A 15,864-nucleotide genomic window follows, 5' to 3' on the forward strand; every position below is an offset into this window, starting at 1 on the left:
TCTCCTTTTCTTTGAAATACCTAGAATTTTTCCGGGCGAAGCAGGGCGACGACCATGTAGATGGCCACCGCGACCGCCGCCGCTGCGTAGAGGGCTCCGACCAGCATCAGATCCTCCTCAGGGCGATCACATAGGCGGCGAACACGGCGAGCACGCCGATCCCGCCCAGGATGTAGAGTGTGTCGAGCATCGCTCACTCCGTGGCGGCGCACGCCGCCTCAAAGGCCACGATGGAGCGGGCGATCAGCGGGTCAGGCAGAACAGGGCGGCGACGAGCACCCCCATGAGCGCCATAGCGATATCGGCCAGGATCCGTTCGATGACCTCGCGCCAGCCCCATCGGGACCGAACACGCCTGCCATCGTCCGTTCCTGGCTCGCGCAAGGCCGACAACCAACTTCATCAACGGCCGACAGAATGCGAGCTTGGCCGTCAAGTCTCGACGGGAAGACCTGTGTCTTGGCGTAAAGAGCGCATAAGGGCGCAAGCGCCGTCGGGGCGCCGGCGGCAACCTCCAGCGCAGCGGCGGTCGACGCCGGCTCTTGAGGCCCGAGGGTGAAACGCATGGCCAGGCTTTTGTCCGTCAACGTCGGCCTGCCGCGCGACGTCGCCTGGAACGGGCGCACGGTGCGCACCGGCATCTGGAAGGCCCCCGTGCAGGGCCGCCCTCGCGTGCGCCGGCTGAATGTCGACGGCGACGGCCAGGGCGACCTGGCCGGGCACGGCGGCGAACAGCGGGCCGTGTTCGTCTACCAGATCGGCTCCTACCGCCACTGGGAACAGGCCCTTGGGCGCAACGACTTCGTTCCCGGCCAGTTCGGCGAGAACTTCACGGTCGACGGGCTGGCCGACGACGAGGTCTGTATCGGCGACCGCTTCCAGATCGGCGAGGCGGTGTTCGAGGTCACCCAGCCGCGGGTCACCTGCTACCGGGTCGGCATCCGCCTGAACGAGCCGCGCATGCCCGCCCTGCTGACCGCCAGCGGCCGCCCCGGCTTCTATTTCCGGGTGCTGCAGGAGGGCGATGTCGGCGCGGGGGATGATATCCGCAAGGTCGCCGAGGGCCCCGGCCGGATGTCCGTCGCGAGCGTCAACGCCCTGCTCTATTCGCCCGGCCATCCGCACGACCAGCTGCAGCGCGCGCTGCGGATCGACGCCCTGTCGCCCGGCTGGCGCGCCTCCTTCGAGGCGCTGTTGCAGAGCGGCTCCGACGGCAACGCCGGTCTGGCGCCCGCCGCCGCGTCGCATCCCGCCGCCCCGGGCTTCCGGCCGCTGGCGGTGACCGCCGTCGCCCCCGAGGCCGCCGACGTGCTGTCGCTGACGCTGCGGGACCCTGGCGGGGCCGCCCTGCCCGCGCCGCTGGCCGGCCAGTTCGTGGTGTTGAGGCTGCGCCCGGACCCGGACGGGCCGCCGCTGCTGCGCAGCTATTCGCTGTCCGGTCCGCCCTCGACGGACGGCTATCGCATCAGCGTGAAGATCGAACCGCAGGGCCGCGCCGGCGCCTGGCTGCGGGACCACCTGCGGGTCGGCGACACGGTCGAGGTCAGCGCGCCGCGGGGCGGCTTCGTGCTGGCCGCCGGCGAGCGGCCGGTGGTGCTGCTGAGCGCCGGCATCGGCGCCACGCCGGTGCTGGCGATGCTGCACGCCCTGGCCTGCGCCCGCTCGACCCGGCCGGTGCTGTGGCTGCACGCGGCCCGAGACGGCGCCCACCTTCCGTTCGCCGCGGAGGTCGCGCAGCTGATGGGCGCCCTGGCGCAAGGGCGCCGCTTCGTCTGCTTCAGCCGCCCCGCGGCGGACGACCGCCCTGGCGGCGACTTCGACGCCGCCGGCCGCCTGTCCGCGGCGATGCTGGATCAGGCAGGACTGCCGCGGGACGCTGACGTCTACCTCTGCGGGCCGCAGGCGTTCATGGCCGACATCAAGGCGATCCTGGCGGCGCGGGGCGTCGCCCCGGGCTGCGTGCACAGCGAGATGTTCAGCGGCGGCGAGGCCCTGACCCCCGGCGTGGTCGGGACGGTCGCCCGGTCGCCGCACCCCCCGGCGGGCCAGGCCGGAACGGGTCCGCAGGTGTCGTTCGCGCGCAGCGGCGTCACCGCGCGCTGGACCGCGGGCGCCTATCAGAGCCTGCTGGAGCTGGCCGAGGCCTGCGACGTGCCCGTGCGCTGGTCGTGCCGCGCCGGCGTCTGCCACAACTGCGAGAGCGGCCTGATCTCCGGCGCGGTCGACTACCAGCCCCAGCCGCTTGACGCGCCCGCGACCGGCAACCTGCTGGTCTGCTGCGCCCGGCCGACCGGCGACGTCGTGCTCGACCTCTGAGCGCCACCCGCCGCCACGCAGCCTTCGAAGCTCGGCCTACCCGCCTAGACGCCCTCGATCCAGCTGCGGGGGTCGCAGGCGAACTCCAGCCGCAGGCCGCCGGGCTCCTGGATGATGAAGTGCTGCTTCGGGCCGCCGCGCACCGGCTGCGGCGCGAACTCGACCACGACGCCGGGCCAGGCCGACAGGCGGTCGTGCAAGGCCGCCAGGCCGCCCTCGTCGGCGACGGCGAGCGCAAGGTGGTGCAGCCCGACGTTGGCGCGCCGGTCGAAGGCCACAGCCCCCGCCGGGTCGGCGACCTGCCACAGCGTCAGCACCCCGTGGCCGTCGGATACGAAGGCGGCGGGATAGTCCTTGCGCTCGCCGACCACCTGCCAGCCGAGGGCCTGGCGGAAGAAGTCGACGGTCTGCTGCAGGTCGCGAACGCTCAGGCCGACGTGGTCTATGCCCCAGGTCATGGGAGCGGGGTGGTCCGTCATCGAAAGATCTCCAGTGAAGGGATGAGGCGTGGGGGCGGTCGGCCTCAGGCCGCCGGTCGCGGGACGAAGCCGGGCACGCCGGTCTCCACCACGGCGTTGAACCGCACCCGGGTGGCGATGCGCTCGCGGATCTCTTCCATCGCCTCGTCCGGCAAGGGGGCGATGTCGAAGTTCCCGGCGATCCGGTCGGGATGGGTCGAGGTGGTCAGCACCGCGGTCCCGCGCTGCACCGCCCAGGCCAGGGCGACCTGCGCCGGCGTGCGCTGCAGTCGGCCGGCGATCGCAACGATCACCGGGTCCTCGGTCAGCCGCGGCTCCATACCGTGGCCCAGCGGGGCGAACGCCTGCAGGACGATGCCGTGCTCGCGGCAGTAGTCCAGCAGCTCCCATTCCGGCAGGTAGGGATGCGACTCCACCTGCACGATGGCCGGCAGGATGCGGGCGCCGACGACGATCTCCCGCAGCCGCTCCAGGGTGATGTCGGAGAGGCCGATGGCCCTGGCCTTGCCGGCGTCGACCAGCGCCTCCATGGCGCGCCAGGTCTCGGCCAGCGTCACCCCGGTGTCGTAGATCACCCGGCCCTGGGCGTCCCTCGGCTGCATCTCCTCGCCGGGCGGGAAGGCGAACGGCGTGTGCACCAGGTAGGCGTCGACCTGGTCGAGCTGCAGGCGCCGCAGGCTGGCGTCCAGCGCTGCGGCGACCCGGTCGGGGCGATGGTTGTTGTTCCAGAGCTTGGTGGTGACGAACAGGTCTTCGCGGCGCAGGGTTCCGGCGTCGAAGGCGTCCCGCATCGCCGCCCCCGTGGCCTCCTCGGTGCGGTAGAGCTCGGCGCCGTCCAGGTGCCGGAAGCCGACCTCCAGCGCGGTGCGGATCGCCACGCGCGCCTCGGCGGGATCGCGGATCAAGGCGCCGAAGCCGATCACCGGGAGCGCGCCGGCGCCGCCGGCCAGCGGTATCCGTCGATCGCGGAACGGGTTCGAGAGGGACATGGACTGCACTCCTGAGCTTGCGCGGCGTTGCGGCCGCAGGGGACCTGCCGGCCGGGCCGGCTTTCAGTCTTTTGAAAACAGAGCGGTTTTTGACGGTGCGGACGGGACCGGGCTCGCCGAACGCTCGCCGCTGCAGCCCATGGCGCGCGTGACCGCCTCGCCGCCGCCGAGCGCCACGGAGAGCTGCACGGTGTCGAGATATTGCGCGGCGTGCGCCCGGATGCGGCCCAGCACCGCGTGCTGATAGGCGCGCTCGGCGTCGATCACGTGCAGGCTGTCGACCTCGCCCGCCTGATAGCCGCGCCGGTTCAGCGCCAGGCTGGCTTCGGCCGCCCGCACCGCCCCCGCCTGAGCCGCGGCTTCCTCGCCGTCGTGACGGATCGCCTGCAGCCCGTCCGCCACCTGGCCCAGCGCTTCGACCACGGTCTGCCGGTAGGCCGCCAGCGCCGCCGCATAGCCGTCCACGGCGGCGCGGCGCTCGGCCTTCAGGCTGCCGCCGTGGTAGATCGGGCCGGCCAGCCCGGCCAGAACGCCCCACAGCGCGCCTACGCCTGGCCCTGCGTCGACCAGCGAGGCGGACAGCTGCAGCCGCGGATAGAGGTCGGCGGTGGCCACCCCGACGGCGGCGCTGGCGGCGTGCAGCTGGGCCTCGGCCTCAAGTATGTCCGGCCGCTGGCGGGCCAGTTCGGAGGGCAGGCTGACCGGCAGGTCCGCCGGCAGGGTGAAGTCGTCCAGGTCGAAGTCCGGCGCCGTCCAGTCGGCCGGGCCCTTCCCCGCCAGCACCGACAGGGCGTGCCGCGCCTGATCGCGCTGCTGTTCCAGCGGCGCCAGCAGGGTCTGGTCCTGGGCCAGCTGCGTGGCCGCGGCGGCCACGTCGACCTCGGTGGCGTCGCCGTACCGCCGGCCCGTCCTGACCAGGTCCAGGGTCTTCTGGTCGTCCGCCAGCAGCGCCCGCACGGCGTCGATCTGCGCCCGCGCGGACGCCAGCTGCAGCGCCTGGGTGGCGACGTCCCCGGTCAGGGCGAGATAGGCGGCCTGCAGCCGACGCCGTTGCAGCTCGGCGAGCGCACCCTTCTCCTCCACCAGCCGCTTCGCGCCGCCGAACAGGTCGAAGTCGAAGCGCACCTGCGGCCCGACGGCATAGACGTTCGAGGTGGTCGCCGCGCCGCCCGCCGCGCGCTGTCGCCCGGCCTGCCCCGCGACGTCGAGCTGCGGCAGCAGCTGGCCCCGGGCGGACGCCACGCCCTCGTTCGCCTGGGCCAGGGTCGCCTCCGCGCCGGCCAGTCCGGGGCTGCCGTCGATGGCCTGGCGCATCACCGCGTCCAGCTTGGGCGAGCGCAGCGCCGACCACCATGCACCCGGCGCGGCAGCGGCCAGGCGGATGCGCTGCGGCTGGCTCGCGTCCGGGGCCGCCGGCGGGCGCTCGGCCTGTTCGTCATAGTGCTGGGACTCCGGCGGGGCCGGCCGGCGAAAATCCGGTCCGACGGCGGCGTGCGCCGACAGGGCGGCGAACATCGCCCCGGCGAGAACGACGCGCGGAATGATCCGGTCGGGCCGGGCGCCGGGGTTGCGGATCATCGGACAGCTCCAGAAACGGCGGCCGCCCGCGCGGGCCCGCGCAGCAGCAGCGCCAGCGGGCTGGCGACCAGCATGACGGCCATCAGCAGGGCGAACTGGTCGATCACGGCGATCATCGCCGCCTGGCCGGTGACGGCCTCGTTGAGCGCGGCCAGCCCGGCCCCGGCAGGCGACGCCGCCAGCCGGTCCGCCGTCACGTCCCTGGCCAGCGCCAGGTGCGCGGCCTGGGTGTTGGCGTAGAACAGCATCTGCACCACGGCGATGCCGATCGTGCTGCCGTACAGCCGCGCCAGGTTGAACAGCTCGCCCCCCTCGGCGCGAAGCCGCGGGTCCAGGGTGCTGAAGGCGGCGCGGGTGAGCGCCGGCATCGTCACGCCCAGGCCGATCCCCTGCAGCACCCCGGCGATCGCCACCGGCCGCCAGTCCATCAGTGGCGAATAGCCCAGCATCCGCGCGTTGGCGTAGACCACCAGCGCCATGCCGCCGAGGATCAGCAGCCGGTTGTCGATGCGGGCGGGCTCGCGCCAGGTGACGACCAGCGCGCCGACCAGCGCCAGGCTGCGCGGGATCGTCAGGTAGCCGGTGGTGTCCGGCGGAAAGCCGAGCAGTTCCTCCAGCATGGGCGAGGTCAGCGCCACGGTGGGCAGCAGCACGAAGCCGAAGGCGAAGAACATCACCGTCGAGAGGACGAAGTTGCGGTCCCGGAACAGGGCCTTGTCCAGGAAGTGCGCGCGCGCGGTGAGCATGCGGGCGAGGAACAGCCCGAAGCCGGCGACGGCGGTGATGGCCTCCAGCCGGCTTTCGGGCGAGGCGAACCACTCCAGGCGCTCGCCGCGATCCAGGAACATCTGCAGCCCGATCACGCCCAGCGAGAAGGCCGCGGCGCCGGCGATGTCGAACGCCGGCGCCCGGTCGGCGCGCGTCTCGGTGAGCCGCAGCGACAGGACCAGCAGGACGAGACCCGCCAGCGGCAGGCCGAGATAGAACATCGACCGCCAGCCCCGATACTCGGCCAGCCAGCCGCCAAGGCCGGGACCGCTGAGGATACCGACCAGGGCGACGACCGCGGCGGCCAGGCGCAACCGCCCGTGCGCGCGAGGCGGCGACACATCCAGCAGGATCGCCATCGCCAGCGGCGGGATCACCCCGCTGGCCGCGCCCTGCAGCGTTCGCGCCGCGACGAACTGCAGCGGCGTCGTCGCCCGCGTGACGAGCACCAGGGCGCCCATGAAGATCGCCAGCGCGACCTGGAACACGATCTTGCGGCCGAACGCGCCGGCCAGCCAGCGGGTGGCAGGCATGACCACGGCGCTGGCGGCGATGTACGACGAGAACACCCAGCCGATCTCGTCGTCGCTCATCGACAGGGCGCCCTGGATGTGCAGCACCGCGGCGTTGGGCAGGGAGATGTTGACCCCCTGCAGATAGGTCGCCAGCAGGACGGCGAACGCGACCAGAGGCTGGCCGTCGGCGCGCTCCGGCGCGCTGGCGCCGGCGCTCATCGGACCGCGCCGCCCGGCGAGTGGGAATGGCCCGGCCGCGTGTCGATCCGCGCCGTCACGCTGATGCCCGAATAGAGGGGCCGCGCCGGATCCAGTGTGTCCAGCTCGAGCCGCACGGGCAGCCGCTGCACGACCTTGACCCAGTTGCCGGTGGCGTTCTCCGGCGGCAGCAGCGAGAACTCGGAGCCGGCGCCGGGGCTCAGGCTGGCCACGTGCGCCCGGAAGCTGCGCCCGGGATAGGCGTCGACGTCGATGGTCGCCGCCTGGCCGGGCCGCACATGGGTCAGGTCGGTTTCCCGGAAGTTCGCCTCGACCCAGATCCGCCGGGCCGACATGATCGAGAACACCGGCGCGCCGCTGCTGACGAAGTCGCCCAACTGCAGGCTGTCGACCCGCGTCACCACCCCGTCGTCCGGCGCGGTCACCCGGGTGTAGGCCAGCTCCAGGCGCGCCTTGTCGAGCTGCGCCTTGGCCTCGAGCACCGCCGGGTGGCGGTCGGCGACGATGTTCGGGTCCCCGCCCAGGGCGGCGACGGTGTTGGCGACCTGCTGCTCGATCGCCGCGGCGTGCTGCTGGGCGACCTTGAAGTCGGTCTCGGCCCGCTCGTAGGCCGACCGCGAGGTGAACTCGGAGTCCAGCAACGCCTTCTTGCGGGTGAACTCCTGGCCGTCGAACTGGGCGGAATCGCGCGCCGACTGCAGTTCGGCCAGCTGCTGGCGATAGGTGGCCTTCAGGGCCTCGATCTGCAGCCGCGCGCCGCCCAGCCGCGCCTGCGCCTGCTCGACCGCGATCTGGTAAGGCTGCGGGTCGAGGCGAAACAGCAACTGGCCCCTGCGGACCGTCTGGTTGTCGCTCACCGCGATCTCAACCACCTGGCCGGAGACCCGCGCGTTGATGGCGCCCTTGGTCGCCCGGACGAAGGCGTCGTTGGTGGACACGTAAGGCCTGGGCGCCACGTAGGCGGCCCCAGCGCCCAGGAGAAGGAGCGCCGGAACCGTCACGATCAGCGCGCGGCGAAGCCGCCCGCGCCATGCTCCTGCCGCTCGCCCGGCAGGATCGCCCTGCCCTGTCGGAGCCGATCCATCGGGCGTCGCGCCGGTCCCCTTGTGCATGATCCATCCGCCTTCCGCTGCCGCGGCGCCATCGCCCGCGAACGTCGCCATTGCTTTTTATGCGACGGCGGACAAATATGGAGGCGAGAGACAGGCGTCAAGGATTTTGTTCGGCATGGGACAAAAAGAAAAAGCTCAGGCAAGGCCGCGCGGCCGTCCGAGGGAATATGACCCCGACGCCGCTCTGCAGCGGGCGACGGAGGTGTTCTGGAAGACCGGCTACGCCGGCGCCTCGCTGGACGAGATCTCCGCCGCCGCCGGGATGAACCGCCCCAGCCTGCGCGCGGCGTTCGGCGACAAGCACGCCCTCTACCTGAAGGCCCTGGGCGCCTACTGGGACGCCAAGTTCGCCGCCCTGGGCAAGGCCCTCGACGCGGCCCCGCTGGAGACGGCGCTGATGAACGCCTACGAGGCGGCGCTGGACCTCTATTTCTCGGCGGACGAGGCCGCGCGGGGCTGTTTCGTCGTCGGCACTGCCCTGACGGAAGCGCCGGAGGACGCCGAGATCCAGCGCATCGTCACCGCCGGCTTCCGGCGGCTCGACGCCGATTTCGAGGCCCGCCTGCGCGCGGCGCGGGCGGCCGGCGAGTTGAGCGGCGACGCCGACCCCGAGGCGCTGGCGGTGCTGGCCACCGCCACCATGCACACCCTGGCGGTGCGCGCCCGCGCCGGGGCGACCCGCGACGACCTGCTGGCCCTCGCGCGCCGGGCCGTCGGCGTGATCTGCCGATGAGCGGCGCCCTTGCCGACGTCATCGCGCCGAACCTGAAGGTGCTGTTCTGCGGCATCAATCCGGGACTGACGGCGGCGACGGCCGGTCACAACTTCGCGGGCCGAAGCAACCGCTTCTGGCGGGCGATCCATCTGGCCGGCTTCACGCCCCAGCAACTCGCGCCGGAGGACGAGCGGATGCTGCTGCAATTCGGCTGCGGCGTCACCGCGGTGGTCGAGCGGGCGACGGCCGGGGCCGGCGACCTGACCCGGCAGGACTATGCGGCCGCGGCCGCAGCCTTCGGCCGCAAGATCGCCCGCAACGCGCCAGGCCACGTCGCCTTCCTCGGCAAGCCCGCCTGGTCCGCCCTCTCAGGCCAGCGCCGCATCGCCTGGGGGCCGCAGCCCGGCGCCTTCGAGGGTTCGCGCGTCTGGGTGCTGCCCAATCCCAGCGGACGCAACCTGGCCTTCACCCTGGATCAGCTGGTCGCGGCCTATCGCGACCTGTACGCGGCGGCGTTCGCCGACGGCGAGGGCCCCTAGCTCGCCTGGAGCGTGGTCAGTTCCAGCCGCTCTCGCAGCCGCGGGACAGCGAAGTCGACGAAGGCGCGAAGCTTGAGCGGCATGCGGGCCTGGCGGTTGTAGACCAGGTGCACGGGCCTGGGGGGCGGCTCGAAGTCCGCCAGCACCACGCGCAGCCGCCCGTCGCGCACCGCCTCGGCGACCTGGTACGACAAGGCGCGGACCAGCCCGGCGCCAGCCAGGCCGGCATCGATCGCCGCCTCGATGGTGGTGACGCTCAGGCGGGGCCGGAAGGGCGCCGAGACCTCGGCCCCGCCCTGCCAAAAGCTCCAGGCCGTCTGCACCGGCGCGTCGTCGAACGAGATCACCTGATGGTCTGCCAGGTCCTCCGGCGCGTCCGGCGCGCCGTGAGCGGCCAGATAGTCGGGACTGGCGCACATCACCCGGCGCAGCCAGCCGATCCGGGTCGCAACCAGGCTGCTGTCGGCCAGGGCGCCGATGCGCAGCGCCACGTCCACCTGGTCGTCGAGGAAGTGCGTCACCCGGTCGGTGAGCATCAGGCCGACGGCCACGTCGGGATAGGTCGACAGGAACGCCGTGGCCACCGGCAACAGGTGCAGGCGACCGAACATCGTCGGCGCCGTGACCACCAGCTCGCCCTTGGGCTCGGCGTATTCGCCGGCCGCCGCGCGCTCGGCCTCGGCCACCTGCTCCAGGATCGTCCTGGCCGCGACGACGTAGTCACGGCCGGCCGGCGTCAGCTCCAGTCCCCGGGATGAGCGGATCAGCAGGGTCGTCTTCAGGTTGGCCTCGAGGTCCGCGACCTTGCGGCTGACCGTGGCCAGCGGCAGCCCCAGCGCCCGGCTGGCCTTGGAAAGGCTGCCGCTATCGACGGCGGCCACGAGCAGCGACATGGCCTCGAGACGGTCCATCTACAGGCCTCCCAAATTCCGAGAAGATGCATCCAGGAATCAGCCTCTATCCCAGGCAGTATGGAAGGGACAAGTTTTTCCCCAAGCCCGCATCCGCGCGCCGCTTGAAGGAGATCCCCCTGTGTCCCATGCTCCCCACCACCAGACCGTCGCCGTTGCCGATCGCCGCGGCGGCCCGCCGCTCAACCTGTTCTTCCGCGAGGCCGGACCGAAGGATGCGCCGGCCGTACTGCTGCTGCACGGCTTTCCCTCGTCGAGCCACCAGTACCGGGGACTGATCGAGCGGCTCTCCGGAAAGTACCGGGTGCTGGCCCCCGACCTGCCCGGCTTCGGCTTCTCCGACGCCCCGGACGCACGCCGCTTCGGCTACAGCTTCGACCACCTGGCCGAGGTGATCGAGGACTTCACCGACGCCGTGGGACTGCAGACCTACGCCCTCTATGTGTTCGACTACGGCGCGCCGGTCGGGTTCCGCCTCGCCGTGTCGCGGCCCGAGCGCGTGACCGCCCTGATCAGCCAGAACGGCAATGCCTACGAGGAAGGCCTGTCGCCCGGCTGGACGCCGATCCGCGCCTATTGGGACGATCCGAGCCCGACGAACCGCGAGGCGCTGCGCAGCTTCCTGACCTCCGAGACCACCCGCTTCCAGTACCACCACGGCGAGGCCGACCCGAGCCTGGTCGCGCCGGAGAGCTATACCCTCGATCAGCACGTCCTCGACCAGCCCGGTCACGACGAGATCCAGCTGGATCTGCTGGGCGACTACCGCAGCAACCTGGCCGCCTATCCGCGGTTCCAGGCCTATTTTCGCACGCACCGGCCACCCACCCTTGCGGTCTGGGGGCGCAACGACCCGTTCTTCCTGCCCGAGGGCGCCCTCGCCTATCGCCGCGACAATCCTGAGGCCGAGGTCCACTTCCTGGACGCCGGCCACTTCCCGCTGGAGACGCACCTGGACGAGGCGGCGCGCATCGTGCTGCGCTTCCTGGCGCGTGTGCTCGACGTTCGCCAGGGGCCCGCGCTGTTCGGCGAGCTGACCGAGGCGGCCGCGCCGGCGGAGGCCGCGCCGCACTTCGAGACCATGCGGGCGGTGTTCGGCTTCGTGCCCACGCTGGGCTACGCGCTGGCCGCCGAACCGGCCGTGCTCGGCATCTACCTCTCGATGCTGCAGGCCCTGGGCCAGACCGGCTCGCTCGATCCGATCGCCCAGCAGGTCGCCCTGGCCGCGGTCAGCCACGCCAACGCGGCCGACTACGGCGTCGCAGTGCATGCGACCTTGGCCGGAAGGCTGGGGGCCGGGGAAGCGATCGTGGACGCCCTGCGCCGCGGCGCGCCGTTGCCGGACGACAGGCTGGAGGCGGTCCGTCGCTTCGCCCGGGCGCTGACCCTCGGCCGCACCCAGGTCTCCGACAGCGACGTCGCGGCGCTGCTGAACGCCGGCTACGACCGGCGCGCGGTGGTGGCGATCGCCCTGGCCGCCGCATCCAAGACGCTGGTCAACAGCGTCGCGCAGCTGTCGCGCGCCGAGATCGACGTCGCCTTCCTGGCCCCCGCCGGACCTGCCTCGACCTGACGGGAGAGCCGCCTGCGCAGCGACCGCCGCCGGCTCTAGCCGGCGGCGGTCTTGTCTTCGCGCCAGTCGGCGGCGGTAGCGGTGAACAGCTTGACCATGTCGCCGAGACGCTGCGCCTGGGCGTCCAGCAGGTCGCGACGCACGGTGTTCAGCCGGCGCTGCGCGGTGATGATGTCGACATAGGGCCCGCCGCCGATGGTGTAGGCCGAGCGCGCGTCCTTCAGGTTGGCCTCCGCCGTCGACTGCGCCAGGGCGACCGCCTTCAGCCGCTCATCGTCGTTGGCCAGGGCGGACAGAACGTCCGCCACCTGGGTGAAGGCGGTCAGCACGGTCTGGCGATAGCGCGCCAGCGAGGCCCTGGCCTCCGCCTCCGCCGCCCGCCGGTTGGCCTTCAGCGTGCCGCCATGGAACACCGGGGCGGTGACGCCGGCGGCCAGGGTGTAGCCGGTGGCGTCCCACGAGAACAGCTTGTCGGGCGTGAGCGCGCTCTGGGTCAGGTCCGCCGTCAGGCGGACGTCCGGATAGAGCTTTGCGGTCTGCACGCCGATGTCCGCGGTGGCCGCGTGCAGGTCGGCCTCGGCGGCCAGGATGTCGGGGCGCCGGCGCACCAGGTCCGAGGGTAGGCTGACGGGCACGCTGGCGGGCGCGACGAAGCCGGCCAGGGCGAAGTCCGGCGCGCTCCACTCGGCCGGCGCCTTGCCCACCAGAGCCGCCAGGGCGTGGCGCGCCTCGGCCAGCTGCTGGTTCAGCGGCGGCAGCAGCGCCAGGTCCGCGGCCAGCTGGGCGCGGCCGCCCACCGTCGCCGACTGCGGCTCGCCCCCGGCCGCCTCGGCCTTGCGGATGATGTCGATGTTGGTCCGGTCGTCGGCGACGATCGCCTGCACCGTGGCGATCTGTTCACGCAGCACGGCGATGCGCACCGCCTGCATGGCCACGTTGCCGGTCAGGCTGAGATAGGCGGCGTCGGCGCGCTCGCCCTGCAGGTCGACGCGGGCGCGCGCCTCCTCGACGCTGCGCCGGCCGCCACCGAACAGGTCGAGGTCGTACGAGACGTCTCCGCCGATGGAGAACAGGTTGATCGTCGGGTTGGGAAACCCGGTGAAGCCGAATGACTGGATGTTGATCCGCTCGCGCGCGGCGTTGGCCTTGGCGTCCACCTGCGGCTTCAGGCTGCCTTCCACGCCGGTCGCCTGCTCTCGCGCCTTGGCGAGGTTGGCTTCGGCCTCGGCGACGGTCTGGTTGTCGGCCAGCGCCTGGGTCATCACCGCGTCCAGCTGGGGATCGCCCAGCGCCCGCCACCAGGGGCCCAGGACCCGCTGCTCGGGCGTCAGCACCGCGACCGGCGTGGCGCGATCGCCGGCCATGGCGTAGCCGCCGGCCTTCGGCGCCTCGGGCGGCTGGAAGTTCGGCCCGACCGTGGTGCAGGCCGCAAGGCCCGCGCCGAGGATCGCGATCAGCGCCGTCGTCGCGGCGCCCTGACGTCTAATCCGCCGCGACATGGACCATCTCCGTGGAACGCAGCCGAGGCGTGCGCATGATGAGTAGCAGGGGCATCAGGCCGAGGGTCATCAGCAGCATCAGCCAGAAATCGTCGACATAGGCGACCATGGCGGCCTGGCGCGTGACCTCGCCGTTCAGCGCCTGCAGGCCGCCGGAGCTGCCCGGGTCGAAGGGCGGCGGCAGGTTGGCGTTCAGCACGGTGTCGCCAGGGATCACCCGACCGGCGATGGTCGAGTGCACCACCTGGGTGTTCGAGGTCCACAGCGCCTGCATGATCGAGATGCCGACGCTGGAGCCCAGGCTGCGCATCAGGGTGTAGACCGAGGTCGCCTCGGGCCGCAGCGCCGGGTTCAGGGTGGCGAACGCCAGGGTCGACAGCGGCACGAACAGCAGGCCGATGCCCAGCCCCTGGATCACCCCGGCGCTGATGATCGGCATCTGGCCCATGGCGATGTCCCAATGCGTCATCCGCCACATGGCGTAGGCGTTCAGCGACAGGCCGACGAACAGGATGCCCCGCGTGTCCACCCGGCCCACCAGCCGGCCGACGATGAACATCGCCAGGAACGAGCCGACGCCGCGCGGCATGGTCACCAGACCGCTCTCGAGCACCGAATAGCCCATCAGGTTCTGCAGCATCGGCGGCAGCAGGGCCATGGTCGAGAACAGGAAGACGCCGATGAACATGCCGAACAGGGTGCAGGTGACGAAGTTGCGGTCCCGGGCCAGCGCCCGGTCGAAGAACGGATGCTTCGCCGTCAGGGTCTGCATGATGAACAGGTAGAGGCCGATCACCGCGACGATGGTCTCGGTCCAGATCTCGCTGGAGGAATACCAGTCCTGGGTCGGCCCGCGGTCGACCACCAGCTGGAAGCCGAGGATGAACAGCACCAGGGCGCCGAAGCCGAGGAAGTCGAACGGCCGGCCCTGGTGGCTTCGCTCGGAATCCATGAACACCCAGACGCCGAGGAAGGCCAGGATGCCGATCGGCAGGTTGATGAAGAACACCCAGCGCCAGGTGAGGTTGTCGGTCAGCCAGCCGCCGAGCGCCGGTCCCAGGATTGGCCCCAGGATCGCGCCGGCGCCCCACAGGGCCATCACCTGGCCGATCTGCTCGGGCGGGAAGATGTCCAGCACCACCGCCTGCGACAGGGGCACCAGGGCGGCGCCGCAGGCCCCCTGCAGCAGCCGGAACAGCACGATCTCCGGCAGGCTGGTGGCGATCCCGCACAGCATCGAGGCCATGGTGAAGCCGGCGATCGAGATGACGAACACCTGCTTGCGCCCGAACTTCACCGACAGCCAGCCGGTGAGCGGGGTCATGATCGCCGTCGCCACGATGTAGGACGTCAGCACCCAGGTGATCTGGTCCTGCGACGCCGACACGCTGCCCTGGATGTGCGGCAGGGCGACGTTGGCTATGGTCGAGTCCAGCGAATTCATCACCGTCGCCAGCATCAGGCAGACGGTGATCGGAACCCGGTTGGCGATGTCCTTGGCGGAAGCCATGGCGCGAAACGCTTTGCTACTGGGCGGCCTGCGGAGAGGAAACGGCCGCGTGGGTGGGACCGTTCGCCGGCGCCGGCGGCTTGGGAGGATTGGGATTGCGCACGTCGACGGTGACGTTCGCCGAGAGGCCGGCGCTGGAGGCGACGCCCGGCGGCGGGTTGCGGAAGGCGATCCGCACCGGCAGGCGCTGCACCACCTTCACCCAGTTGCCGGTGGCGTTCTGGGCCGGCAGAGCCGAGAAGGCCGAGCCGGTGCCCGGGCTGAAGCTGGCCACATAGCCTTCCAGCTTGCGCTTGCCGAAGGCGTCGATCTTGATCTCGGCCGGCTGGCCGACGCGCATCTTGGCCAGCTGGTCTTCCTTGAAGTTGGCCTCGACCCACGGGTCGCCGGAGATCAGCCAGAAGGCCACCTGCGAGGCGTTGAGATAGGCGCCCAGCTGCAGCTGGTCGACCCGGGTGACGACGCCGTCCACCGGCGCCACCACCACCGTGTGGCTGAGGTTGGTGCGCGCCGTGCGCAGCGCCGCCTGGGCCTGCAGCACCGCTGGCGGGGCGCCGCCGCCGCCGTGGCCGAGCTGGGCCTGGGCCGCCGCCAGCTGCTGCCTGGCGCTGGCCACCTGCTGGCGGGCGAGATCGGCCTGGTGGTCGGCCTCGGAGACCTGCTGCTTGGAGGCGACCCCGGCGTCGGCCAGGGCGTGCTGCCGCGCGGCCTCCTTGGCGGCAAAGGCCGAGGTCTGCTGGGCGGTGTTCAGCGCCACCTGCGCCTGGTTCTCCTGCGCCTGCAGGGTGGTGATCTGCACATTGGCCGACGCCAGCTGCGCCGCCGCGCGATCGAGCTCGGCGTTGATGTCGCTGGTGTCGAGCCGGAACAGCACCTGGCCGGCCTTGACCGGCTGGTTCTCCTTGACGTCGATCTCGATCACCCGGCCGCCGATGCTGGGGCTGATCGGCGCCTTGCCGATCTGCACATAGGCGTCGTCGGTGTTCTCGAACCGCCCGCCGGTGAGCACGAAATAGGCCACCACCGCCAGGATGAGCACCGGCCCGCCGATCATCAGCGGCCAGCGCCAGCGCTGCCAGAATCCGCCTTTTCGACTTGCCGTGGCGTCACTCACGCGGACCATCCCCTACGGATACAGAAA

14 protein-coding genes are annotated in these 15,864 nt (G+C 71.8%); 4 read left to right on the forward strand and 10 right to left on the reverse strand.

Annotated features, from left to right (window positions below; translation table 11 throughout):
• Positions 1–20: 20 nt before the first annotated feature.
• Positions 21–107, reverse strand: coding sequence for a potassium-transporting ATPase subunit F (locus ACO2Q3_RS00155; protein ID WP_423305636.1), 87 nt, complete (start codon positions 105–107; stop codon positions 21–23).
• Between the two features lie 457 nt (positions 108–564).
• On the opposite strand from ACO2Q3_RS00155, the gene ACO2Q3_RS00160 reads away from it, so the two are divergent.
• A complete protein-coding gene (locus tag ACO2Q3_RS00160) occupies positions 565–2,316 on the forward strand; it encodes an MOSC domain-containing protein (protein ID WP_423304296.1) in 1,752 nt (583 codons plus the stop codon).
• Between the two features lie 44 nt (positions 2,317–2,360).
• Here the strand turns inward: ACO2Q3_RS00160 and ACO2Q3_RS00165 are convergent, their stop codons facing one another.
• The 5 genes from ACO2Q3_RS00165 to ACO2Q3_RS00185 form a co-directional block, all read right to left on the reverse strand.
• On the reverse strand, positions 2,361–2,795 hold the full coding sequence (locus tag ACO2Q3_RS00165) for a VOC family protein (protein ID WP_423304297.1): 435 nt from the start codon (positions 2,793–2,795) through the stop codon (positions 2,361–2,363).
• A gap of 44 nt (positions 2,796–2,839) precedes the next feature.
• The gene (locus ACO2Q3_RS00170) at positions 2,840–3,784 is read right to left on the reverse strand and encodes an aldo/keto reductase (protein ID WP_423304298.1); all 945 of its coding nucleotides are present in this window, start codon (positions 3,782–3,784) and stop codon (positions 2,840–2,842) included.
• A gap of 63 nt (positions 3,785–3,847) precedes the next feature.
• Positions 3,848–5,362: an efflux transporter outer membrane subunit gene (locus ACO2Q3_RS00175; protein WP_423304299.1), complete on the reverse strand. Its 1,515-nt coding sequence runs from the start codon at positions 5,360–5,362 to the stop codon at positions 3,848–3,850.
• Positions 5,359–6,864 (reverse strand): MFS transporter, encoded by a 1,506-nt coding sequence (locus tag ACO2Q3_RS00180; RefSeq protein ID WP_423304300.1) that lies wholly within the window; start codon positions 6,862–6,864, stop codon positions 5,359–5,361. Before ACO2Q3_RS00180 ends, ACO2Q3_RS00175 begins: the two co-directional genes overlap by 4 nt.
• On the reverse strand, positions 6,861–7,820 hold the full coding sequence (locus ACO2Q3_RS00185; protein WP_423304301.1) for an efflux RND transporter periplasmic adaptor subunit: 960 nt from the start codon (positions 7,818–7,820) through the stop codon (positions 6,861–6,863). The genes ACO2Q3_RS00180 and ACO2Q3_RS00185 overlap by 4 nt, the downstream gene beginning before the upstream one ends.
• A gap of 271 nt (positions 7,821–8,091) precedes the next feature.
• Between ACO2Q3_RS00185 and ACO2Q3_RS00190 the strand changes: the two genes are divergently transcribed.
• Complete coding sequence (locus ACO2Q3_RS00190) at positions 8,092–8,709, forward strand: TetR/AcrR family transcriptional regulator (RefSeq protein WP_423304302.1); 618 nt, start codon at positions 8,092–8,094, stop codon at positions 8,707–8,709.
• The gene (gene mug / locus ACO2Q3_RS00195; protein WP_423304303.1) at positions 8,706–9,230 is read left to right on the forward strand and encodes a G/U mismatch-specific DNA glycosylase; all 525 of its coding nucleotides are present in this window, start codon (positions 8,706–8,708) and stop codon (positions 9,228–9,230) included. The genes ACO2Q3_RS00190 and mug overlap by 4 nt, the downstream gene beginning before the upstream one ends.
• Here mug and ACO2Q3_RS00200 read toward each other — a convergent pair.
• Positions 9,227–10,141 (reverse strand): LysR family transcriptional regulator, encoded by a 915-nt coding sequence (locus tag ACO2Q3_RS00200; RefSeq protein ID WP_423304304.1) that lies wholly within the window; start codon positions 10,139–10,141, stop codon positions 9,227–9,229. The genes mug and ACO2Q3_RS00200 overlap by 4 nt on opposite strands.
• 121 nt (positions 10,142–10,262) lie before the next feature.
• Between ACO2Q3_RS00200 and ACO2Q3_RS00205 the strand changes: the two genes are divergently transcribed.
• Complete coding sequence (locus ACO2Q3_RS00205; RefSeq protein WP_423304305.1) at positions 10,263–11,714, forward strand: alpha/beta fold hydrolase; 1,452 nt, start codon at positions 10,263–10,265, stop codon at positions 11,712–11,714.
• 35 nt (positions 11,715–11,749) lie between these two features.
• On the opposite strand, the gene ACO2Q3_RS00210 is transcribed toward ACO2Q3_RS00205, so the two are convergent.
• From ACO2Q3_RS00210 to ACO2Q3_RS00220, 3 genes are read right to left on the reverse strand one after another with little or no spacing between them, the layout of a single operon-like run.
• Positions 11,750–13,213: an efflux transporter outer membrane subunit gene (locus ACO2Q3_RS00210; RefSeq protein ID WP_423304306.1), complete on the reverse strand. Its 1,464-nt coding sequence runs from the start codon at positions 13,211–13,213 to the stop codon at positions 11,750–11,752.
• Positions 13,197–14,723, reverse strand: a complete 1,527-nt coding sequence (locus ACO2Q3_RS00215; protein WP_423304307.1) for a DHA2 family efflux MFS transporter permease subunit — start codon at positions 14,721–14,723, stop codon at positions 13,197–13,199. The genes ACO2Q3_RS00210 and ACO2Q3_RS00215 overlap by 17 nt, the downstream gene beginning before the upstream one ends.
• A gap of 16 nt (positions 14,724–14,739) precedes the next feature.
• Positions 14,740–15,837 carry an HlyD family secretion protein gene (locus ACO2Q3_RS00220; RefSeq protein ID WP_423304308.1) on the reverse strand — a complete coding sequence of 366 codons (1,098 nt, stop codon included), beginning with the start codon at positions 15,835–15,837 and terminating at the stop codon, positions 14,740–14,742.
• Between the last annotated feature and the right edge of the window lie 27 nt (positions 15,838–15,864).

The organism is Caulobacter sp. KR2-114 (genome assembly GCF_049446115.1).
Classification (GTDB): Bacteria; Pseudomonadota; Alphaproteobacteria; order Caulobacterales; family Caulobacteraceae; genus Acaudatibacter.